Source organism: Chitinophagaceae bacterium (assembly GCA_007695095.1).
In the GTDB taxonomy this organism is placed as follows: Bacteria; Bacteroidota; Bacteroidia; order Chitinophagales; family REEL01; genus REEL01.
In genome coordinates, this window is record REEL01000116.1 from 1 (window position 1) to 20,883 (window position 20,883).

The following is a 20,883-nucleotide window of genomic DNA, read 5'->3' on the forward strand; positions in this document are numbered from 1 at the left end:
GGCAGAAAGACAGAATTATCGAAATGGCATGGGAAGACAGAACACCATTTGAGGCGATAGAAATACAATTTGGTCTTTCAGAAAAAAATGTCATTAAATTTATGCGCTCCCAATTGAAAGCTTCTAGTTTTCGGATGTGGCGAACAAGAGTCAACGGCAGAAAATCAAAACATCTGTCTTGCAGAACTTTTACTGTTGGCAGACATAAGTGCTCACTACAAAGACAAATTAGTGGCAATAAAATTTCTAAGCGCTTTTAAATAAAGTCTTTGTCAGACAATTTCTAATATTTTTTTATTTGCAAATGCATTTTTGATTTTGCTTTTTGACAAATCATGCCCGGGTAGTATTATCTAAAAAACATCAGACTTTCTTATTTTTGCCCAACAGAATAAATAGTTTTATTCTAAAAGTTGAAAAATTATGAGAGATATATTCAAGGGGGCAAAAGCTTTTCAGGAAATTGAATACCCTAAAAGGAAAAAGGTTTTTGATAAAATAAAAATAAATCAAAAGCCACATACATTATTTATAGGTTGCTCAGATTCCCGTATTAGTCCGGATATGATTACTCAGAGCTTGCCCGGGGAGCTGTTTGTCGTCAGAAATATTGCTAATATAGTACCTCATTACGATATTAATGAGGCTTTTTTGGCAACAACATCTGCAATAGAATATGCCGTAGAAGTTTTGAATGTAAAGAATATCATTGTCTGCGGACATTCTAAGTGTGGTGGATGCAAGGCTATGCACTCCGGTCAAAATTTGGATCATCTGCCGCATGTTAAAAAATGGATTGAAATGTCATGCCACAATTCGCAGCAAGTAGATTTTGGAGATAAATTCAGTGCGGATTCTAAGGTAGAATTAAATAATGTTATCGAACAGCTTGATAAACTTAAGACCTATCCGTTTATCAACGAAAAAATAGAAGAGAAAAAGCTTAAAATCTTCGGCTGGTATTATGATATAGGAGAGGGTAGTGTCTATAATTATGACAAAGAAGAGAAAGTCTTTAAAAGAATTTAATTTCTATACGGCCATTTTAAAAGATTACTAAAAAAGAAAAAGACTGTATTCACACTAATGTAAATACAGTCTTGAAAAATTAAATGCCTTTATATGCTATTTAGTCTCTATTGTAACCGCCGCGGTCGCCATCAAAGTTTTCACGCTTTGGTCTCGCTTTGTTAACAATGAGCTTTCTTTCCATAAACTCAGTTTCGTGTAAAGATTCGATTGCCTCGTTTCCGGCATTCTCGTCTTCCATTTCAATAAAACCAAAACCCTTAGAACGCCCAGTGGCATTATCAGAGATGATTTTAACAGAACTAACAGTTCCAAATTCAGAAAACAAATCGCTAAGGTCATTTTCTCTAGCTCTATAGCTGAGATTTCCTACATAAATTGTCATTGGTAAAAAAAATTATAAAAGTGAAATAAAAAAATGTAATAATGTCTATTTTAAGTTGTAGCAGATAATATCTTTTAAAGCTAAAATTTAGTTATATAACAAAGTTAGTAATTTAGTATTTCTAAACAAACTTTTTTGCAAATAAATTAAATAATAGGCTAATTCCATTTTGTTTTTGGTATTAAAAATCAAGTTGCATGTGCACAGGGCAATGGTCTGAGTGTTTTACATCGCTCAGCATTTTGCAAGATTTTATTTTATTTTTTAAAGCATTTGAAACCGTCCAGTAATCAATTCTCCATCCTTTATTGTTATTTCTTGCATTTGCCCTGTAGCTCCACCATGAATATGCATCTTTTTCTTCAGGATTACAATACCTGAAGGCATCTGTAAAGCCATTATCAAAAAAGGTATCCATCCAGGCTCTTTCTTCCGGTAAAAATCCGGATGATTTGGCATTTCTCACCGGATCGTGTATATCAACTGCACGATGACAAATATTAAAATCACCACCAACTATTAATCCTTTTCCGGATTTTTTTTCCAGGTTTTTAAGATAAGGCAATATATCTCTCAAAAAATCCATTTTTATAGCTTGTCTGTGGTCACCACTGCTGCCTGACGGGAAGTAAATATTCAGCAAAATAAAGTCGGCAAACTCAGTTTCGAGTATGCGTCCTTCTGAATCGTAAGCTGTAAGTCCGCTTTCTGTATTTACATTCAGGGGCGTTTGTTTAGTGAGTGTAGCCACACCACTGTATCCCTTTTTTTCGGCTGCTTTCCAATAGACCTGATAACCCAGCTTTTTAAAGTCTTCTAAATCAATTTGGTCAGGAGTGGCTTTTACTTCCTGAAAACAAATTATATCAGCCGGATTTTCTTCTATCCATTCAACAATCCCTTTTCTAAGGGCTGCCCGTATTCCGTTTATATTGTATGTTACTAATTTCATGCTTAAGTCTTGGAAAAAGTTAAAAATCTCTTGAAAAACTCAGCAGAGATGATTCATCAAATTTTTTACTCATTAGCTGCATCCCAAAAGGCATGCCATTGGAATGTACTCCGCAAGGTATGGAGATTGCCGGAAATCCGCATAAATTTGCCTGCACTGTAAATATATCAGATAGATACATAGTAACAGGGTCTTTAGTTTTTTCTCCTATTTCAAAGGCTGTGGTGGGTGTTGTAGGCGAAAGAATAAAATCAAAATCGGTATAAATTTCATTGGTAGCTTCAAGTATAAGCCTTCTGACTTTTTGCGCTTTTCCATAATAAGCATCGTAATAACCGGCACTTAGGACAAATGTGCCCAGCATGATTCTTCTCTTCACTTCTTTACCAAAACCTTCTGAGCGGGTTTTTTTATATGTTGATTCCATATCAGTAGCATCCTGACTTCTATAACCATATTTTACGCCATCGTATCTTGATAAATTTGATGAAGCTTCGGCAGTTGTCAAAACATAGTAAGTCGGTACGAGATAATCCAGATAAGGAAAAGATACAGCTTCTACAGTATGGCCGTCTGCTTTTAAAGAAGCAATTTTATCATTTAAATAAGTTTTAATTTCTTTATCTAAAGCCTCATTCTCAATTACTTCTTTGAAGTATGCTATTTTATATTTTTTATCAGAAAGTTGGAATTGACTATACTTTTCAACATTTTTTTCACTAGAGGTTGCATCATTTGGGTCTTTTCCGGAAATAACTTCCAATATGAGTGCCAAATCATCTACAGATTTTGCAAAAGGACCTATTTGGTCAAAAGAAGATGCAAATGCAATCATTCCGTATCGGGAAACTCTTCCGTAAGAAGGCTTTAAACCATAAATTCCACAAAGAGAAGCGGGCTGCCTGATGGAGCCGCCTGTGTCAGTGCCTAAACTTGCATGACATAAATCAGCTTGAACAGCAACGGCAGAACCGCCACTGGAGCCACCGGGTACTTTATTAAGATCCAATGCGTTCAATACATTTCCAAAAGCTGAGTTTTCATTACTGGAACCCATTGCAAATTCATCACAATTGAGTCGCCCAATGATTATGGCATCTTCAGCTAATAGTTTTTCTATAACAGTAGCAGAATAAATAGCCTCAAAGTTTTTTAGGATTTTAGAGGAAGCTTCCAGTTTATGGCCTTTATAACTGAGTATATCTTTAATTCCAAAGACAACTCCTGCCATTTTTCCGGCTGATTTGTCTTTTATTTTTTTATCGATGACTTCAGCACGGGCTATTGCTTCTTCAGAAAACACTTCGTTAAATGCATTTAAGTGTTTATTTTTTTCGATGTTTTGAAGAAAATAATTAACAATTTTTATGCAACTTATCTTTCCGGAATATAAATCCTTTTGAAGAGCAGAAATTTTAGTGTAGTTCATGTTGGATGGAATCAAAAGTCAATTGAAAAATAGTTTTACAATGAAGGTCGGGAAAGCTTATCATTCCTTTTTTTCATCTTTATCACTATCTTTATCCTTGTTTATTGACTTGTTTTTTTTTTCCTTATCGGCTTCATCCATTCCTTCTTTCATTTCACTTTCCAGATTAGTTCGGGCATCATTAAATTCTCTGATGCCTTTTCCGATGCCACGCATCAGTTCAGGAATTTTTCTACCGCCAAAAAGAAGTAGCACGACGAAAACGATTATGATCCACTCCCAGCCGCCCGGTAATCCAAATAAAAAGATATTCATGAGTTATGTATTTAAATATAGTGCGAAATTACGGTTTATTGACTTAATAACCATAAAGCAGGATTGAGTTTTTTAGTTCCCTGCCAAATTTCTAAATGTATTTCAGTTTTATCTTCAGAGCTATCAGTATAAACGATGCCTAAACGTTCACCTGTTCTTATTTCTTGTCCTGATTTAACAAAAACTTCACGGAGATTTGAATAAACAGTGAAATATTCACCATGCCGGACAATGATGGCATTTTGAAAACTTGGGTTATAAATCACACTGGAAATTCTCCCGTTAAAGAGCGCTCTGACTTCAGCATTTTCTTCCGTGCGAATGTTTATTCCATTATTTGTTATTTGAACACCTCTTAATACGGGGTGTGGATGTGTGCCGAAAGAAGATGTAACCACTCCTCTTTGCACCGGCCAGGGCAGTTTTCCCATATTGCTGGCAAAATCAGCTGAGAGCCGGGCTGCCTCGGGAGTCAGGCTTAAGACATTTCCGTCTTGTCTTTGTTGTGCTTCGGCAGCTCTTCTGCGGGCTTCTTCAATTTCCCGCTTAATGATATCTTCAATTGCTTTATTTAATCGTTCTGCTGTTTGTTGCTTTTGATTAATTTCTCTTTGAAGTTCTCTTTCCTGAGTTCTTAATTGATTAACTAAACGGTCGTGTTGGTTTCTCTCGTTAGATAATTGTTGCTTTTGTTGATTTTCCTGCTGAAGTAAATCGCTTTTTTCTGCGCGCACTTCACTGATTTCTTCAACACGTTTATTTAAGGAAAGTCTGGTGTCTTCAATTAAACCTGCTTGTTTTTTCCTGAAATCTGTAATCTCTCTGATGTAACGGGCTCTTGAAATTGACTTATTGAAGTCTTCCGCCGCAAAAATATACATGATTTGATTTAGGGATGAGCGGTTGCGGTATGCAAAAACGATTAATTGCGCATATTCTTCGCGTATACTTTCCAGATCTCTCTCTAAAGAGCTTATTACTTTATTGATTTCTTCAGATTTGTCATCCAGGAGGTTTAAATCCCGGGAGATATTCTGCATTAATTCTTCGCGAATCTGGATTTGACGATTTAATGTTTCCAATTCCTGGAGAGACTCCGTACGCGTTTGACGGGTTTGCTCAAGCATTTGCTGGGTAAGCTTAATTTCTTCCATTAGCTTACCTCTCTGCTTTTCCAGCTCAGATCTGCTTTGTGCATTACTTTCAAAAGATGCCAGAAAAAGCAGGCCCCCTAAAAGTAAAATTATGGCTGATATTTTATTCAACTCTTTCATAATTGTCGCTCACCCGAAATGGGAATGTTAAATCTTCGTCAAAGGTAATACGATTTAGGTTGAAATCTATTTTTAATCCATTTTCCGGGAATTCAAATTTTCTGCCAAAGGCTATGTGATTATTTTGAACAATCTGAAAATCCTTCATTTCGACAGTCATGCCCCTGTTAGATACTAAGTCTATCATGCTGGAATGATGTATTAAAAAGTTACCCGGTTCTACCCAATAATAAGATTCAATATATGGTGATTGGGATTTTAAACGGTGATAACGTTCGTCATGACTTGATTCCCAACGGTCGTCAGAATTATCCATAAAGACATTTCCGGCAAGTAAATCAGCCAATAAGTTTATATCTACTGAAAAGGGAACAAAAGTCTCCAGAAATTTAAAAGGCTTTTGAGTGTATTTACGGTTTAGGCGATCAATTACCTTTACTGTGTCTGAAGTTATCAAAACTCTGGCTGCCTCAACCCCAAGCGGACCGGTTATGCTTGCCCAAATTATGCTATCCCTTTTTGTTCTCAGGTTTAAGGTAAAGTTTTGGCTTTCATTTTTAGTCTCTGTACTAACTCTTGCCCGCAAAGAATAAGAATCATATTGGGGCAATTTTTCTTTTACATTATTTCTTAAACTATCGGCGGATAGCTCAGTAGTTATTTCTGTTTCAGGCAGAGCAACCTCTTTTTTGCTTTTACAGGAAAAAAGGATAATAAATGAGGCTAAGACTAAAATCAGGCTATTCTTCATAGAGCGTTCTGTCCTCTATTTTTTTACCGATAATATCTGACTCCAAACCTAAGTTTTTGGCTTTTTGCCAATATTTTACTGCCAACTCCAGCTCCCCTAATTTATAAAGTATGTCTCCATAATGGTCAAGTATCACTGCACTTTCATCACCTCCGTGCTCCAAAGCTTTTTCTATCCATTTTTTTGCTTCTTTATAATTGCCTTTTTTATACATTATCCAGGCATATGTATCTAAAAAAGCTTCGTTGTTTTCAATGAGTTCGTTAGATCTTCTGGACATTTTTTCAGCTCTTTCTAAATCTTTGTTTCTAATGCTCAGATTGTAACTGTAGTTATTTAAAACAAAAGCATTTTCAGGATTTAACTCGAGAGAACGTTCATAAGCAATATCTGATTTTGAATATTCTTCTAATGTTGAGTAAACGTCTCCGAGCGAACCATACATTTGGGATTGCAACTGCGGATTTCCGTAAGCTATCATTGCACCCTCTTCTAATATAGATGCAGCTGCTTCATATTCATCCAGTTGTATTTTTGCAATACCATTAAAGAAATAAGAAATCGCCTGATTTGGGAAGTATTCAATTGCTTCAGCGGAGTAATACTTTAATGAATCAAAATTTTGTTTATCGGAAAGGATGAATAGTATTTGCTGCCAAACCATAAAGACACTTTTGTCATAGTCAAGGGTTTTTATGTACATTTCCAATGCTTCATCAACCATATCTGCCTGGTAAAGTAGGTCGGCATAAACTGCATAAGCTTTGGCTTCTTCCGGATGCACTTTTTTTGTTATTTCGGCTAATTCAAGCGCTTCATTTTTTTTAATGCTGTCCTGCATACTTTCAATGTAAGTAACTAAGACACCAACTTTTGGATCTATTTCTAAGTCAGGATTTTCAAAACCTTTTTTTAGATATTTTATATAATTTTCACGGTCTTCCAATTGAAGAAAAGCATTTGCCATGGATAAAATAGCATACGGGTTATTTGGTTTGTTTTCTAAAAGTCTTTGATAGACTTTAATAGCCATGTGATACATATCATTAGCTTCATAAAGTTCAGCTAAAAGCCCGTAGTATCTAATGTCATTTGGGAACTGCTTTATTAAGTTTTCCAGTTCTTCTGCTGCTTTTTCAAACTGACCAAGACGAATATAAATTTGACGTTTTTGAAGTGCTATCTCTTCATCAAATCCTGTTCTGCTTTCAATTTCATTGTACACTTCTATTGCTTTTTCATATTCCTTAAGCTGGGTGTACATAAAAGCCAGATCAAAATATACCTCAATAAAGTTTTCATCCAGTTCGATGGCTCTTTCATACAGTTTTGCGGCTGCGGAATATTCTCTTAAAACAGCTTTTAATTCTGCATAAAAAATAACATACCATTTGTTATTCGGAGATATTTTAATGGCTTCTTTTATCTGGTTTTCAGAATCTTCCATCATCTCCATAGCATAGAAAATGCGAGCCAACTCAAAACGAGCGGCATCATTATTGGGGTCTAATCTGACAGCTTGTCTGTAAAGCCTCAATGCCTCTTCATAATCTTCGAGCATTCTTGCCTTTACGGCATCAATAATGGTTCTTTGAGATTGTACCTGACGGGAAATAGAAACTTCGCTTGTTTCAACAATTTCATCTCCATCAAATTCTATAGTTGATTCTCTGGCTCCGGTACAAGCTGTGAAGGCAAAAACGAGTACTACAAATAGCTTATAAATTGATATGGGTAAAAAAGAATTTAATTTCAGCATGTGTTTTTAGTTTGGACGAAACAAGCTAAATCATAACGTTTCGGACTCAGTTTTGTTATTAACCCTTTTTATTTATGAAGACAAAAAAAGGTTTGTAAATGTAAATTTAATCTTTTTTATGATTATAATCTCCAATGCTTAAGTCTTTGGCTGCTGAAATAATAGAAGTGTTATTCCCAATCATAGAATTATCAATTACATTTCCTTCTATTTCGGACTCTGTTTGTATGATAGAATTAGAAATTACTGACTTACGAATAACTGTATTTTCACCTATTGAAACGCCAGGTCCGATAACGGAATTTTCTATTTTAACACCTTTAGCAAGGTAGCAAGGTTCAATTATAGTTGAATTTTTAATGATAGCACCTGCGTCAATCATTGATTTGCCTTTTTTCATATCGTGGTGCAAAACTCTTCCGTTTGTTTGGACGGTTGCATCTTTATTTCCGCAGTCCATCCATTCCGTAACTTCTCCGGGAATTAACTTAATGCCTTTGTTTTTCATATTCTCCAGGGCATTGGTGATTTGATATTCTCCTTTATCTTTAATATCATTATCTATCAAAAAGTTTAACTCATTTTTAAGATTTTCACCGTCTTTGAAAAAATAAATTCCGATGATAGCCAGGTCAGAAACAAAAGTTTCCGGTTTTTCAATAAAATCAGTAATCATGCCGCTTTTATCTAATTTCACAACTCCAAAGCTGGAAGGATTTTCAACCTTGTGTACCCAAATGATACCATCCTGAGAAGTGTCCATTTTAAAATCAGTACGAAAGAGCGTATCTGCAAAAGCAACCACAACCGGTCCGCTTAATATTTTTTTAGCGCAAAGTATAGCATGTGCTGTTCCTAAAGGCTCATCCTGATAAAAAATATGTCCTTTTGCACCCATTTTTTCAGCAATAGCCAGTAATTTGTTTTCTGTTTCAGTTCCAAAATCTCCAATGATGAAACCGATATTTTCTATTTTTTGATCGACTACATCTGTAATGTCTTCCACTAACCTCTGTACAATAGGCTTACCTCCAACCGGGATAAGGGGTTTCGGAATAGTAAGTGTATGAGGTCTCATTCTTTTTCCCATACCTGCCATTGGAATAACTATATTCATAACTACGTATTTTATATACCGGTATGACCAAAGCCTCCGGCATTTCTATTTGTTAAATTTAATTGTTTGCTGAGTTTCCAGCTAATTTTTGTGTAAGCTGCTATTACCATTTGCGCAATTCTTTCTCCCGGTAAAATCTCTTGTGTTTCTCCGGAAAGGTTTATAAGAATCACTTTAATTTCTCCTCTGTAATCAGAGTCTATTGTGCCCGGTGAATTTAAAAGGGTAATACCTTTTTTTAAAGCAAGACCGCTTCTGGGTCTAATTTGAGCTTCATATCCATCAGGAAGTTCAATTTTTAAACCCACCGGAATTAAGGTTCTTTGAAGTGGCAGTAATTCAATTTTTTCGTTGATGCATGCCCGCAAATCCAAACCGGCAGAGCCCGGAGTCTGATACTCAGGCAATTCAAAGCCGGATTCATTGATTACTTTTACTTCTAAATAATTATGTGACAAAGGCTTTTCTTGCAAAGTTACACTGATTATAAACCGTTTAAAGAAAGTCCGATAGAAATTGGGGTAAGGGAAGGTCCGCTGCCTTCTTCAAAAACTCCATTTAAGGAATAATAGGCTATTAAGTTGAAGACACCGTATCCAATCCGAAAGGTTGGACCATATCTAAATTGATTTAAGTTTGCAAGATTTTTTTCTTTAACTCTTTGTACATCGCCGTCTTGCTCAAATTTGATTTTAGTTTTAGAATCTATTCTGATTCCGCCTTTAAAGCCTAAAGCTACTTTAAAACTACTGCCTCTTTGATTGGGGCGAGTTCTGAATCTTAATTCTATAGGAACATCAAGATAAGAGATGTTTAACTTTTTTCTTTTGAAATCATCAAATTCCGGAAGATCAGTAAAAAATGTATTTCCATTAGTATCAATTGATAGCTGAGCATTGTGAAATACATTGGTGCTTTGAAATCCTATACCCGGAGCAAGACTAAATCTGGAGTTGCCAAATACGATGTCATACATAAAGTTTATGCTGATTCCTCTTGAATACCAAAGGGTTGAGAAATCATCAGACATATTTATAAATTCATCATCGCTTTCAAATAACCAATTGTCGTGCGTTAGTTCAACTACCAGTCTATCCTGGCTTTCTGCCTCTACAATTCTTTCTCCTTCATCAAGAATAGTTCCCTGAGCAAAAGTTTGTATTGAAAATATACTACTGATAAGTAAAAGGTAAATTAAATTTTTAAGCTTCATTTTTAGTGATTTTAAATTAGGTGACTATATGGTTAAGTATGCAATTTTTATCTTTCAAAAGGCAAAGTTAAAACAAATCGGACTATAAACAATATTTCAACATACAGACTGATTGAATTATCGTTTCCATTTTAATAGATAAGTACCTTTAACCATAAAAAATGATTGTTTAGTGTACTTATTTAAATATTTTGACAGGATTTGAAAATAAGAGTTTGATTATTCGATAGATTCTTTAAGCAGTTAAGCATTATTTGAAGTTAATTTGTTGTGGACAACATATCCTTCAAAATTCTTCGTTTTACTGCTATATAATTAGCTGGAAGTTCTTGATAAATATTTTAACATATGAAACTCTCAAAAAAAAATATCGTACAAGCAATTAAAATTCTACTTATGTTTTTCAAATTAAGTTTTCTTTCAGCATTCATGTTTTTACTGACGTTTACTATTTTAGATACTTTTGCAGGGGCTCAGGATTTGGAACAACCCAGTTGGGGCACACGCATTGATGAAGTTCGTTCAATGATTCAGCAAGAGCCGGATGTTGAAGAAAGCGATTTGTTGCTTTACGAAGGATATAATTTCGGAGATATGGTCGCTACAGTAGGTTATGTTTTTAACAGACGCCAGCGATTAATCAAGAGATCTTATGTTTTTCATCAGGATTACAGAGACCCCCATCAATACATTTTAGACAAAGTGAACATGAAGAATCAGTTAGACATGATTTACGGTTCTATGGAAATGAAAGCTAACTGGAAAGACCCGCGTTATTCGGGTGATGTAGCTTTGCTTGGTGAAGCTGTATTAAATGGTGCACTTGAAATCGTTACTGTTTGGTATGATAACAACTCCGCTATTGTATTAACACTTCGAGGTGATGATGGAAGAGCCAGAATGGTTTTAGATTACGTTAGGAAATAATTCCCCCTTTTTACATAGTACTTAGTTATAAGCATGGAATCCTGCCAGGGTTAAGGGTCTGTAAAGGCCCGTGCGTTACTTTGGGTGCTCCCGTTTTTTTACGGGGGCATTTCCATGTTTTTAGTAAATAAACTCTTCGTCTCCCAGAAAGTAAGGTTCGGTATTCAAAATATAACAGTCTAAAAAAGCCTTTATTCTTGCCGGAATTTCTCTTAGATATACTCTTGCGGTTTTTACAGGCGGGTCTTTTGCCTTGAAACCAATTGCATTAATGTCCTGACTATTTGCAATAAATAAAGCTCGCTGTAAATGAAAAGACTGACTGACGATTATGAAGTTTTTTTGTCCAAAAACCTTTTTTGCTCTTAAAACGGAGTCAAATGTTCTGAACCCGGCATAATCAAGTACTATACTTGAGTCGGGAACTCCTTTTTGCATGAGCGCTTCTCTCATATCTCTGGGTTCATTATATTCTCTGAAGCGATTATCACCACTCAGCAGTAATTTATTAACCTTTCCGGAGTGATAGAGTTCGGCGGCAGCTTCAATGCGATATTGGAAGAATAAATTGCTTCTGCCGGTGATAGTGTGTTTTGAGGTGCCTAAAACTAATGCGACATGTGTTTCGGGAATACTATTTACAGAAGTATAAATTTTTTTTTCCGTAGAAAACTTAACATAAAAATAGATAGAAAAAACTATAACTATTATTAATGTAGAGAATAGAAGTAAACTTAGTAAAAGTGTTTTTAAAACTTTCATGAATTTCATAGGCAACAAATATAAAGGTCAATATCCACTTATTTATTTTTTTCTCTCCAAAAAAAATATCGATTAAATAAATAAAAAAGCTAAATGGAATGTGGTTATTTCCTTATAATTGTCACTCATTTTAATTTTTTAACTAAAATACAATACAATGAATTTTCCGGATAATTTGAAGTACACAAAAGAGCATGAATGGGTTAAAGTTGAAGGTGACATAGCCACTGTCGGAATTACAGACTTTGCTCAAAGGGAATTGGGAGATATTGTTTATGTTGAAATAGAAACAGAGGGAGAATCGCTTGAGCAGGATGATGTTTTTGGTTCAGTAGAAGCGGTAAAGACAGTATCGGAGTTATTTATGCCGGTAAGTGGTGAGGTGATTGAGATTAATTCTGACATTGAAGACGCTCCGGAATCTGTAAATGAAGATCCCTATGGGAAAGGTTGGTTAATAAAAATAAAAATGTCTGACAAAAATGAAGTGGATTCATTAATGGATGTAAAAGAATATAAAGAACTGGTGGAGGGTTGATAAATTAAAGTATGTATTCCCGGTTTTATATTCTTCCCTTAATTTGGGCTTTAATGTCCGGAGTTTTATTGCTGATGCCGGGAAGTGAATTGCCGGATAATCATACTATATTTCCGGGCTTTGATAAAGTAGTTCATGTTTTTTTGTTTGCAATTATGACATTCCTGTTGGCGCAGGCATTTAAAAAACAATACGAGATAAAATATATCCGTTATAATAATGTTATACTTTCTTTTGTAATTTGTTTTGTTTACGGCTTTGTTTTAGAAGTTTTGCAGTTTTTACTTTTTTGGGGCAGATATTTTGAATGGGAAGATTTATTAGCTAACTTTACGGGCTGTATAACAGGAGTTTTGATTTATAAAATCGTTTTTTTTAGGGTATAATTTTAAAATATGTTAGTAATCTTAGGTTTAATTGGAGGATTAGCATTGATAATAGCAGCAATTGTTATGTCAGTCAAGCTATTTTTTATATTTAAAAAACCGGAAGAAATTATCGCAAAAAATAAAGAATCAGGGGCATCGGCCTCTACCTTTGTTAAGAAATATCCGGAAGCAAATCCTCAAATCTACCGGACTACTTTCACTTTAATTGGATTTATATTTAGTATTGGTTTAGCTATTGCAGCTTTTTCATGGACTGTTTACGATAGAACGGCTTCGCTTGACGGTGATATTTTTATACCGGATGAGTTTGAAATAGAGCCCCCGCAAACAAGACAAGAACCACCGCCTCCGCCACCACCACCGCCACCGGAGATTGAAATTATCGAAGATGATGTAGAGGTAGAAGATGAACCGGATATTTTTGATGTGGAAGTTGAGCCCGAAGAGGTTATAGAGATACCGGAATATGTTGAAGAAGCACCTGAAGAAGACGAAATCTTCACCATAGTAGAAGATATGCCTGAATTTCCGGGAGGAGAAGCTGCTTTGATGAGATATTTAGCAAGCATACCTTATCCGCCAATTGCGAGAGAAAATGATATTGAAGGCTCCGTTTTTATTCGTTTTATTATTGATAGGGATGGAAGAGTTATAGATGCTGAAGTTGTTAGAGGTGCTGATAGATTGTTAAATGAAGCAGCTTTAAGACATATTAGAAATATGCCAAACTGGAGTCCCGGCAGACAAAGAGGACAACCCGTTAGAGTTCAGTATACTGTCCCTATAAGATTTAGATTGGACTAATCTTTTTTACAAGTTCTAACTTAAGCCCGGATAAATTATCCGGGCTTTTTTTTTGCATTAAACAATACTGCATAAAATATATACGTTTTGTAAAAGAATTCGTATTAAAAAGGTAATGATTTTGGTATGATTAACTAATTGTAAATATATTAAATTTAAATTATGTTAGTATTGTTGGGTATAATTGCGGGATTAGTATTAATAATAGCAACAATTGTTATGTCAATTAAGCTATTTTTTATGTTTAAAAAGAAGGAAGAAATTATTGTAAAAAATAAGGAGGCAGGTAACACCTCTAATTTGTTTCTAAAAAAATATCCGGAAGCGAATCCTCAAATTTACCGAACTACCTTTACGTTAATTGGCTTTATTTTTGGCATAGGTCTTTCTATAGCTGCTTTTTCCTGGACGGTATATGATAGAACAGCCTCTCTTGGAGGAGAAATTTTTATACCGGATGAGTTTGAGATAGAGCCTCCGCAAACCAGACAAGAGCCACCTCCACCACCGCCTCCGCCGCCACCTCCCGAAATTGAAATTATTGATGATGAAGTTGAAGTAGACAGCGAGCCTGATATTTTTGATGTGGAGGTCGAACCGGATGAAATTGTAGAGATACAGGAAATTTTTGAAGAATTACCGGATGAAGATGATATGCCTTTACCAATTGTGGAGGATATGCCGGTATTTCCGGGAGGTGAGGCCGCTTTACTGAGATATTTAGGAGGTATACCATATCCGGAAATTGCGAAACAAAATGATATTGAAGGTTCTGTATTTATTCGTTTTGTTATTGAAAGAGACGGAAGAGTTACGGAAGCTGAAGTAGTTAGAGGTGCTGATAGAGTGTTGAATGAAGCAGCCCTCAGACACGTAAGAAATATGCCAAACTGGAAGCCGGGAAAACAAAGAGGGCAGCCGGTTAGAGTTCAATTTACTGTGCCAATCAGGTTTACTTTAGATTAGAATATGCATGGTTTAAAATCCGCACTTTACTGGATAAGCAGTTAATAACTGCATTAAACTAAAGTTAGTTGCCACAAAATAGCCATACAAATTTAATTAAGTGATTTAGTTCACCTTAAAGTTGAATAACCCATACAGATTTTTTAAATTTACTCATTTTAGTTGTTGGATGCAGTGTGTCATTAGCAATAATTTCTATTTTTTGCATGAACTAATACTAATGAATGTAAATGCTGAAAGTTAGGCTTAAATGATGTCTTGGAAAGGTGAACATTTTTGTTAAAATATAATTCCAACAAGTTTGCAAGTTAATGATACCTAAAGTACAATGTTTAAATATGATTTATCTTAAAATTTACTTAATATGAGAAACTTGATTTTAACCGGCAGGTATAAACCTGAATGGATTGGCCACCGGATTCTTGTCTCAATATGCTTCATTTTTTTAAACAGTAGTCTTTTTGCTCAGCAAGATGGTATCTCCATAAATCAGGATGGTAGTCCGCCTCATGAGTCGGCAATACTGGATGTGCAATCTACAAACAAAGGTTTTTTGCCTCCCCGGATGACTACGGCAGAAAGGGATATGATTACTAATACTGCAGAGGGCTTGCTCATTTACAATACTGACACAGAATGCATTGAGAATTATTCGGGAGGTCAATGGGTTTGTCTTTTAGCCGGAAGTGCTTCAGGGCGAGTAATTGGTGAATTGTATGGTGGGGGAGTTATTTTTTCCGTACACAAAGATGCAAATGGTGATGAGCGGGGTTTGATAGTGAGCCTTGTGGATAACAGTGCCGGTGCTGCATGGAGCAGTTCTTCTAATCAGATTAACACAAGTGCCTGGGATGGCGCATCAAATACAGCGGCTATTATCAGCCAACATTCTTCAAGTGCCGCTCAAATTTGTGCTGATTATACCGGTGGCGGCTATACAGATTGGTTTTTACCGGCTATTTCTCAGTTGGGTAAGATTTGGAATGAATTATATGTGATCAGTCATACACTAGAGTCAACAAGTGGTGCTGAATTGATGACAGAAGTCTCATATTGGTCGTCTTCTTCAGATCAGCAGAATAATGCACAAATTCAGCGCTTTAATCACGGTAACGTTTTTGGATCAAACAAGAGTAATTTACTAAGGGTTCGTTGCATCAGGGCTTTTTAAGCCAATGTTTTAAAATTTATAGTAAACACCAAACATGGGGAATATGGAGATTATTCCAAATCCAGGGAGAATGCATTTAGCGTCCAATTTGTCACGCGCTAAACACAAATCGGTTAGTACTAGCTTATATGTTACCTAAAAACAATTGAATTGCGTCTCTAAATGAATATTAATGTGTCTAGTTAGTCGACATCGCATTAAAGTAATTAAAATGATTATTTCCCCACTCTCCTCACCCCCCCCCAAACTTAAAACAACTACATTACCTAAAAAAAAGACCTGCATAAATCATCTTTACACAGGTCTTTCAGTTTATAAAGCGCAGTTAAACTTTTAATGAGCCATACTTGGTAGCTGCATTTTTTTGTAAACGCCCTTTTTTAGTTTTTCTGCTACCGCATCAAATGCATTTAATGAGGTTTCAATGTCTTCCAGTGTATGTGTAGCAGTAGGTATTAATCTCAATAACAAAACCCCTTTTGGTACTACCGGATAAATAACTGCAGAGCAGAAAATGTCATAATTTTCTCTCAAATCAATTATTAGGTTTCCGGCTTCTGAGGTGTCTTCACTGTTCAGATAAACCGGAGTTACACATGAACTGGTATTGCCGATATTAAATCCTCTATCTTTTAAACCATTTTGTAAATTATTGACATTCGTCCATAGTTTTTCACGGAGTTCAGGTTTTGATTTTAATAAATCAAGCCTTTTTTGATTTCCTAAAACTAAAGGCATTGGTAATGATTTTGCAAAAATTTGAGAACGGCTGTTGAATCGTAAATGATTTATAACCTCTTTATTTGCTGCAAAAAATCCACCGATGCTGGCCATTGATTTTGCAAAAGTAGAAAAATAGATATCTATTGATTCGGTTGCTCCTTGTTCTTCCGCAGCTCCTGCGCCGGTTTTCCCAAGTGTTCCGAATCCATGCGCATCATCTACCATGAATCTGAAGTTATACTTAGATTTTAAAGAGGCAATTTCTTTTAATTTACCCTGATCACCGGCCATGCCAAAAACTCCTTCAGAAATAACTAAAATACCGCCACGGGTAGTTTCAACAACTTTCTTTGCTCTGATGAGCTGCTTTTCTAAATTATCTATATCGTTATGAGCAAATACAAATCTTTTACCCTGATGCAAACGAACGCCGTCAATTATACAAGCGTGTGATTCGGCGTCATAAACAATTACATCGTGTCGGCCAACCAGACAGTCAATGGCAGAAACCATTCCCTGGTATCCGAAGTTTTGTAAATATCCGGATTCTTTTCCAACAAAAGTAGCCAGATCTTGCTCCAGTTTTTCGTGCTCATCAGAGTTTCCGGACATCATTCTGGAACCCATTGGTAATCCTAAACCATATTTTTCTGCTGCTTCAGCATCGGCTTTTCTAACTTCAGGGTGATTGGCTAAGCCTAAATAATTATTTAAACTCCAGATAATTTTTTCTTTTCCCCTGAAAGACATTCTGTTTGAAATTTCACCTTTTAGTTTAGGAAACATAAAGTAACCGTCTCCTATGCTTGCAAACTTGCCTAATGGGCTGTTGTTTGCCTTTGTTTTATCAAATAAATCCATATTTTAGCTTTTATTTTTTTGCAAAATTAAGAAATTTTATCTGACTTGCACTTTTAGTGAAGTTTTTCACAGACTTCCATCTTATTTTTATTTGATAAACACTAACGATATTTTTTGTACGTTACAGACAATAGTTTAATTTTGCCATTTTTAAAGACAACAATTTTAATGTTCAAAAGAATTAAAAAGCCTTTAGCACCGGTCTTATTTTTATTAGCAATTATCGTTTTTACTGCCTGCGATCCTTATCAGAGGATATTGAGAAGCAATGATCTTGAGCTGAAGCAAAGAAAAGCGATGGAATATTATAATGATGGAGCTTACCATCGTGCCATTCCTTTATTTGAAGAATTGATTCAAATTTTCAGAGGTACCAGAAGTGTAGAGGAGTTATACTATTACTATACAGACAGTCATTTTCAGGAGGGTAATTATCTGATTGCTGCTTTTCACTTTAATGCGTTTCATCAGCAGCATCCAAATTCAAAGTTTGCTGAAAAAGCGCTTTATATGCACGCCTATTCTTATTACCGAATGTCTCCGGTTTATTCTTTAGACCAAACCTATACTCAAAAAGCATTGGATGGTTACAGAAGATTTGTAAACAGATATCCGCAGAGCGGGAAGATTGAAAAGGTAAATGGAGAAATGGATCAGATGAGAAGAAAGTTGGAAATGAAAGCTTTCAGAAGTGCTGAATTGTATTTCAGAACAAGAAATTACCGGGCTGCAGCCAGTTCATTTGAAGCCTTTTTAAACAGATTTCCCGAAACCAGAGATACAGAGAAAGTTTACCTTTATATCATAAGGTCTTATTATAATTTTGCAGAAAATAGTGTGCAGAGCAGAAGAAAAGAAAGATATGAGTTAGTAATAGAAAATTATCTTAACTTTGTAGAGAATTTTCAAAATCCTTTAATTCTAAAAGAAGCTGAGGATTTTTATGTTAGCGCATTAGAAAAAATTGAAGCTTTAAATTAATTATATAACATGAGTGTAGCAAAGAAATTACAGAACAAAGGCATTAACCCTTTCATTGAGACCAGAAATTTAAATCGCTTTGTAGAAGATGATAAGAATATCTATGAAATGTTAAATGTTATTTCAAAAAGAAGCAACCAGATTGGTCAGGCTTTAAAAGAAGAGTTACACCGTAAATTGAAAGATTTTACCCCAACATCTGACAGTTTAGATGAGATTTCTGAAGATCTTGATACGATTGAAATTTCAAGATACTATGAGAAAATTCCACACGCCACTCTTATTTCTGTTCATGAGTTTCTGAATAATGAAATTTATTATAGAAATCCTAATACAGAAAAAGAAGAGGAATTATAAATCACCATGTCCTCTTCAAAAAAAATACTTCTTTGTGTAACAGGCAGTATAGCCGCATATAAAAGTGTTTTTTTACTTCGACTTTTGCTCAAAAACGATTACGATGTCAAAGTTGTAATGACTCAGTCTGCAACAGAATTTGTAAAGCCTTTGAGCTTTTCTGCCTTTCTTGAAGATCCGGTTTATACCGGCCTTACAGATGAAGCCGGAGATTGGACGGAACATGTTAAGTTAGCTCTTTGGGCAGATTTAATATTGATAGCCCCCATTACTGCACAAACTATTTCAAAATTAGCAAATGGCGCCTGTGACAATTTGCTTTCTGCCATATATTTATCTGCCAAATGCCCGGTAGCTATTGCGCCGGCTATGGACAGAGATATGTGGAAACATGCGGCTGTAAAAAGAAATTTAGATTTACTAAAAAAAGATGGAGTGCTTGAAATTCCGGTAGGCTCAGGTGCATTGGCAAGCGGATTGGAAGGAGAAGGCAGAATGGCAGAACCGGAACTTATTCATGAGTGGCTGGAAAACTATTTTCAGAAAAAAACTGAATTAAAAAATAAAAAAGTATTAATTACTGCCGGACCCACTCGTGAACCATTGGATCCTGTTCGCTTTATCAGCAATCATTCAAGTGGAAAAATGGGATACGCCCTCGCTGAAGCAATGGCTAACAATGGGGCGGAAGTTTTTTTAGTAAGTGGACCCGTAAGTATTCAAACAAATTACCCGAATATTAAAGTGATTTCCATCGAAACTGCACAAGAAATGTTTGATGCGTGTCATAAACTATTTTCGGATACAGATATTGCAATAATGTCAGCAGCAGTTTCAGATTATAAACCGGAAAATAAAGAAGAAAGCAAAATCAAAAAGAAGTCAGAAAGGCTGAGTGTTACTTTTGAAAAAAATCCGGATATACTGGCATCATTAGGCAAACAAAAGAAAAAGCACCAAATGCTTGTGGGCTTTGCATTAGAGACAGATAATGAAATTGAAAATGCCCGCCAAAAACTGAAATCAAAAAATTGTGATTTTATTATCCTAAATTCGTTAAAAGATGAAGGAGCCGGTTTTCAACATGATACCAATAAGGTTACTTTGATTGATAAAAACAATAATGTAAATAAGTTTGAGTTAAAAAGTAAGGTTGAGTTATCAAAAGACTTAACAGAATATTTGATTCAAGAATATAAATCAAGTTTTAAAACAGATGATTCTAAGTAAGTTTCCTTTTTTCAGGTTTTTTAAACGAGCATTTTTAATAATGCTTTTCTTACCATTTTTTTCATTAGAAAAAGCTGAGGCACAGGAGTTGAATATGTCTGTTCAGGTGATAGCCAGGCAGCTTCAGTCTACGGATCCGCAGGTTTTCCAAACATTAGAAACCTCTATCAGAGAATTCATGAACACCCGCCGGTGGACAGGCGATAATTTTTCTGTGCAAGAAAGAATAGAATGTGGAATGGTCATAAATATTACGGAGGAACTTTCCGGCAATTCTTTTAAGGCACAGGTGACTATACAATCATCGAGGCCTGTACATAATGCTTCATATAATACTGTACTTTTAAACCATAATGACAGGGATTGGGTATTTGAATATATTGAACATCAGCCTATTGAGTTTAATCCCAATTCGTTCACAAACAATCTGAGTGCCTTGTTGGGCTTTTATGCTTACCTTATCATCGGCATGGATTATGATTCTTTTTCTCCGCGTGGAGGTGATCCGTATTTTGATGTTGCACAAAATATTATTGGCAGCATTCCTCCGAATTTAGATGCTCCCGGTTGGAAACCTTTTGAAAGTAACCGAAACAGATATTGGATAATAGAAAATTTACAAAATTCAAGGTATGTAAAAATTCGGGAATCTTTTTATCAGTATCACTTAGAAGGTCTGGATTTGATGTATGAGAACACGAGTAAGGGCAGAGAGAATATTCTTCAATCTTTGAGAAATATGGAGCAATCTGTCGTGGAGAACCCAAATACAATGATTTCAACGATGTTTTTTAATGCAAAAAGTGATGAGTTAGTTAATATTTTCTCCGGAGCCCCGCAACCCGAGAAAGCTCAGGCAATTCAACTTTTGTATAGAATGGATTCAGGAAACACTTCTAAATATTCCAGAATATTACGTTAAGCCGTTAGCCCATAATTTATTAACTTTG

Annotated in this window: 24 protein-coding genes; 12 read left to right on the forward strand and 12 right to left on the reverse strand. The window is 35.4% G+C overall.

Features of this window, described 5'->3' with window-relative positions; all coding sequences use genetic code 11:
* Both EA412_08015 and EA412_08020 read left to right on the forward strand, forming a co-directional pair.
* The coding region (locus EA412_08015) for a TIGR03643 family protein (GenBank protein TVR78614.1) at positions 1–260 on the forward strand (260 nt) is incomplete at its 5' end.
* Positions 261–423: 163 nt separating this feature from the next.
* Positions 424–1,029, forward strand: coding sequence for a carbonic anhydrase (locus EA412_08020; GenBank protein ID TVR78615.1), 606 nt, complete (start codon positions 424–426; stop codon positions 1,027–1,029).
* Between the two features lie 100 nt (positions 1,030–1,129).
* Here EA412_08020 and EA412_08025 read toward each other — a convergent pair whose 3' ends face one another.
* From EA412_08025 to EA412_08070, 10 genes are all read right to left on the reverse strand, one after another.
* Positions 1,130–1,414, reverse strand: coding sequence for an RNA-binding protein (locus EA412_08025; GenBank protein TVR78616.1), 285 nt, complete (start codon positions 1,412–1,414; stop codon positions 1,130–1,132).
* 181 nt (positions 1,415–1,595) lie between these two features.
* Positions 1,596–2,366: an exodeoxyribonuclease III gene (xth, locus tag EA412_08030; GenBank protein ID TVR78617.1), complete on the reverse strand. Its 771-nt coding sequence runs from the start codon at positions 2,364–2,366 to the stop codon at positions 1,596–1,598.
* A gap of 19 nt (positions 2,367–2,385) precedes the next feature.
* Positions 2,386–3,795: an Asp-tRNA(Asn)/Glu-tRNA(Gln) amidotransferase subunit GatA gene (gene gatA, locus EA412_08035; GenBank protein TVR78618.1), complete on the reverse strand. Its 1,410-nt coding sequence runs from the start codon at positions 3,793–3,795 to the stop codon at positions 2,386–2,388.
* Positions 3,796–3,855: 60 nt separating this feature from the next.
* Complete coding sequence (locus EA412_08040; protein TVR78619.1) at positions 3,856–4,110, reverse strand: twin-arginine translocase TatA/TatE family subunit; 255 nt, start codon at positions 4,108–4,110, stop codon at positions 3,856–3,858.
* A 35-nt stretch (positions 4,111–4,145) separates the two neighbouring features.
* A complete protein-coding gene (locus EA412_08045) occupies positions 4,146–5,384 on the reverse strand; it encodes a peptidase M23 (protein TVR78620.1) in 1,239 nt (412 codons plus the stop codon).
* Complete coding sequence (locus EA412_08050; protein TVR78621.1) at positions 5,368–6,135, reverse strand: DUF4292 domain-containing protein; 768 nt, start codon at positions 6,133–6,135, stop codon at positions 5,368–5,370. The genes EA412_08045 and EA412_08050 overlap by 17 nt, the downstream gene beginning before the upstream one ends.
* On the reverse strand, positions 6,125–7,894 hold the full coding sequence (locus tag EA412_08055; protein ID TVR78622.1) for a tetratricopeptide repeat protein: 1,770 nt from the start codon (positions 7,892–7,894) through the stop codon (positions 6,125–6,127). The genes EA412_08050 and EA412_08055 overlap by 11 nt, the downstream gene beginning before the upstream one ends.
* A 106-nt stretch (positions 7,895–8,000) precedes the next feature.
* A complete protein-coding gene (locus EA412_08060; GenBank protein TVR78623.1) occupies positions 8,001–9,011 on the reverse strand; it encodes a nucleotidyltransferase in 1,011 nt (336 codons plus the stop codon).
* A gap of 11 nt (positions 9,012–9,022) precedes the next feature.
* Positions 9,023–9,469 carry a dUTP diphosphatase gene (locus EA412_08065; GenBank protein ID TVR78662.1) on the reverse strand — a complete coding sequence of 149 codons (447 nt, stop codon included), beginning with the start codon at positions 9,467–9,469 and terminating at the stop codon, positions 9,023–9,025.
* A 26-nt stretch (positions 9,470–9,495) separates the two neighbouring features.
* Positions 9,496–10,224, reverse strand: coding sequence for a PorT family protein (locus EA412_08070; protein ID TVR78624.1), 729 nt, complete (start codon positions 10,222–10,224; stop codon positions 9,496–9,498).
* A gap of 429 nt (positions 10,225–10,653) precedes the next feature.
* Here EA412_08070 and EA412_08075 point away from each other — a divergent pair, with 429 nt between their 5' ends.
* The gene (locus tag EA412_08075; GenBank protein TVR78625.1) at positions 10,654–11,151 is read left to right on the forward strand and encodes a hypothetical protein; all 498 of its coding nucleotides are present in this window, start codon (positions 10,654–10,656) and stop codon (positions 11,149–11,151) included.
* 120 nt (positions 11,152–11,271) lie between these two features.
* On the opposite strand, the gene EA412_08080 is transcribed toward EA412_08075, so the two are convergent.
* Complete coding sequence (locus tag EA412_08080) at positions 11,272–11,913, reverse strand: hypothetical protein (GenBank protein ID TVR78626.1); 642 nt, start codon at positions 11,911–11,913, stop codon at positions 11,272–11,274.
* A 157-nt stretch (positions 11,914–12,070) separates the two neighbouring features.
* Here EA412_08080 and gcvH point away from each other — a divergent pair, with 157 nt between their 5' ends.
* The 5 genes from gcvH to EA412_08105 all read left to right on the forward strand — a co-directional run bounded on the left by gcvH (position 12,071) and on the right by EA412_08105 (position 15,781).
* Positions 12,071–12,451, forward strand: coding sequence for a glycine cleavage system protein GcvH (gene gcvH, locus EA412_08085; GenBank protein TVR78627.1), 381 nt, complete (start codon positions 12,071–12,073; stop codon positions 12,449–12,451).
* Between the two features lie 11 nt (positions 12,452–12,462).
* Complete coding sequence (locus tag EA412_08090) at positions 12,463–12,837, forward strand: VanZ family protein (GenBank protein ID TVR78628.1); 375 nt, start codon at positions 12,463–12,465, stop codon at positions 12,835–12,837.
* A gap of 9 nt (positions 12,838–12,846) precedes the next feature.
* Positions 12,847–13,644: an energy transducer TonB gene (locus tag EA412_08095; protein TVR78629.1), complete on the forward strand. Its 798-nt coding sequence runs from the start codon at positions 12,847–12,849 to the stop codon at positions 13,642–13,644.
* A gap of 162 nt (positions 13,645–13,806) precedes the next feature.
* Entirely contained in the window at positions 13,807–14,610 is an 804-nt protein-coding gene (locus EA412_08100; GenBank protein ID TVR78630.1) for an energy transducer TonB, read from the forward strand.
* A 364-nt stretch (positions 14,611–14,974) separates the two neighbouring features.
* Complete coding sequence (locus tag EA412_08105; protein ID TVR78631.1) at positions 14,975–15,781, forward strand: DUF1566 domain-containing protein; 807 nt, start codon at positions 14,975–14,977, stop codon at positions 15,779–15,781.
* Between the two features lie 333 nt (positions 15,782–16,114).
* Here EA412_08105 and EA412_08110 read toward each other — a convergent pair whose 3' ends face one another.
* Positions 16,115–17,365 carry an aminotransferase class I/II-fold pyridoxal phosphate-dependent enzyme gene (locus EA412_08110; protein TVR78632.1) on the reverse strand — a complete coding sequence of 417 codons (1,251 nt, stop codon included), beginning with the start codon at positions 17,363–17,365 and terminating at the stop codon, positions 16,115–16,117.
* A 168-nt stretch (positions 17,366–17,533) separates the two neighbouring features.
* Between EA412_08110 and bamD the strand changes: the two genes are divergently transcribed.
* The 4 genes from bamD to EA412_08130 are packed head-to-tail and all read left to right on the forward strand — an operon-like array spanning position 17,534 to position 20,855.
* A complete protein-coding gene (gene bamD / locus EA412_08115) occupies positions 17,534–18,346 on the forward strand; it encodes an outer membrane protein assembly factor BamD (protein ID TVR78633.1) in 813 nt (270 codons plus the stop codon).
* Positions 18,347–18,355: 9 nt separating this feature from the next.
* Positions 18,356–18,703: an RNA polymerase Rpb6 gene (locus EA412_08120; GenBank protein TVR78634.1), complete on the forward strand. Its 348-nt coding sequence runs from the start codon at positions 18,356–18,358 to the stop codon at positions 18,701–18,703.
* Between the two features lie 6 nt (positions 18,704–18,709).
* The gene (coaBC, locus tag EA412_08125; GenBank protein TVR78635.1) at positions 18,710–19,933 is read left to right on the forward strand and encodes a bifunctional phosphopantothenoylcysteine decarboxylase/phosphopantothenate--cysteine ligase CoaBC; all 1,224 of its coding nucleotides are present in this window, start codon (positions 18,710–18,712) and stop codon (positions 19,931–19,933) included.
* On the forward strand, positions 19,920–20,855 hold the full coding sequence (locus EA412_08130; protein ID TVR78636.1) for a DUF4835 family protein: 936 nt from the start codon (positions 19,920–19,922) through the stop codon (positions 20,853–20,855). Before coaBC ends, EA412_08130 begins: the two co-directional genes overlap by 14 nt.
* The last annotated feature ends 28 nt before the right edge of the window (positions 20,856–20,883 follow it).

What these genes read in the sequence shown, in the direction of transcription:
- EA412_08020 (TVR78615.1), top strand. Translation starts at nt 424, where the DNA reads ATGAGAGATATATTCAAGGGGGCAAAAGCTTTTCAGGAAATTGAATAC.
- EA412_08025 (TVR78616.1), bottom strand. Translation starts at nt 1,414, where the DNA reads ATGACAATTTATGTAGGAAATCTCAGCTATAGAGCTAGAGAAAATGAC.
- xth (TVR78617.1), bottom strand. Translation starts at nt 2,366, where the DNA reads ATGAAATTAGTAACATACAATATAAACGGAATACGGGCAGCCCTTAGA.
- gatA (TVR78618.1), bottom strand. Translation starts at nt 3,795, where the DNA reads ATGAACTACACTAAAATTTCTGCTCTTCAAAAGGATTTATATTCCGGA.
- EA412_08040 (TVR78619.1), bottom strand. Translation starts at nt 4,110, where the DNA reads ATGAATATCTTTTTATTTGGATTACCGGGCGGCTGGGAGTGGATCATA.
- EA412_08045 (TVR78620.1), bottom strand. Translation starts at nt 5,384, where the DNA reads ATGAAAGAGTTGAATAAAATATCAGCCATAATTTTACTTTTAGGGGGC.
- EA412_08050 (TVR78621.1), bottom strand. Translation starts at nt 6,135, where the DNA reads ATGAAGAATAGCCTGATTTTAGTCTTAGCCTCATTTATTATCCTTTTT.
- EA412_08055 (TVR78622.1), bottom strand. Translation starts at nt 7,894, where the DNA reads ATGCTGAAATTAAATTCTTTTTTACCCATATCAATTTATAAGCTATTT.
- EA412_08060 (TVR78623.1), bottom strand. Translation starts at nt 9,011, where the DNA reads ATGAATATAGTTATTCCAATGGCAGGTATGGGAAAAAGAATGAGACCT.
- EA412_08070 (TVR78624.1), bottom strand. Translation starts at nt 10,224, where the DNA reads ATGAAGCTTAAAAATTTAATTTACCTTTTACTTATCAGTAGTATATTT.
- EA412_08075 (TVR78625.1), top strand. Translation starts at nt 10,654, where the DNA reads ATGTTTTTACTGACGTTTACTATTTTAGATACTTTTGCAGGGGCTCAG.
- EA412_08080 (TVR78626.1), bottom strand. Translation starts at nt 11,913, where the DNA reads ATGAAAGTTTTAAAAACACTTTTACTAAGTTTACTTCTATTCTCTACA.
- gcvH (TVR78627.1), top strand. Translation starts at nt 12,071, where the DNA reads ATGAATTTTCCGGATAATTTGAAGTACACAAAAGAGCATGAATGGGTT.
- EA412_08090 (TVR78628.1), top strand. Translation starts at nt 12,463, where the DNA reads ATGTATTCCCGGTTTTATATTCTTCCCTTAATTTGGGCTTTAATGTCC.
- EA412_08095 (TVR78629.1), top strand. Translation starts at nt 12,847, where the DNA reads ATGTTAGTAATCTTAGGTTTAATTGGAGGATTAGCATTGATAATAGCA.
- EA412_08100 (TVR78630.1), top strand. Translation starts at nt 13,807, where the DNA reads ATGTTAGTATTGTTGGGTATAATTGCGGGATTAGTATTAATAATAGCA.
- EA412_08105 (TVR78631.1), top strand. Translation starts at nt 14,975, where the DNA reads ATGAGAAACTTGATTTTAACCGGCAGGTATAAACCTGAATGGATTGGC.
- EA412_08110 (TVR78632.1), bottom strand. Translation starts at nt 17,365, where the DNA reads ATGGATTTATTTGATAAAACAAAGGCAAACAACAGCCCATTAGGCAAG.
- bamD (TVR78633.1), top strand. Translation starts at nt 17,534, where the DNA reads ATGTTCAAAAGAATTAAAAAGCCTTTAGCACCGGTCTTATTTTTATTA.
- EA412_08120 (TVR78634.1), top strand. Translation starts at nt 18,356, where the DNA reads ATGAGTGTAGCAAAGAAATTACAGAACAAAGGCATTAACCCTTTCATT.
- coaBC (TVR78635.1), top strand. Translation starts at nt 18,710, where the DNA reads ATGTCCTCTTCAAAAAAAATACTTCTTTGTGTAACAGGCAGTATAGCC.
- EA412_08130 (TVR78636.1), top strand. Translation starts at nt 19,920, where the DNA reads ATGATTCTAAGTAAGTTTCCTTTTTTCAGGTTTTTTAAACGAGCATTT.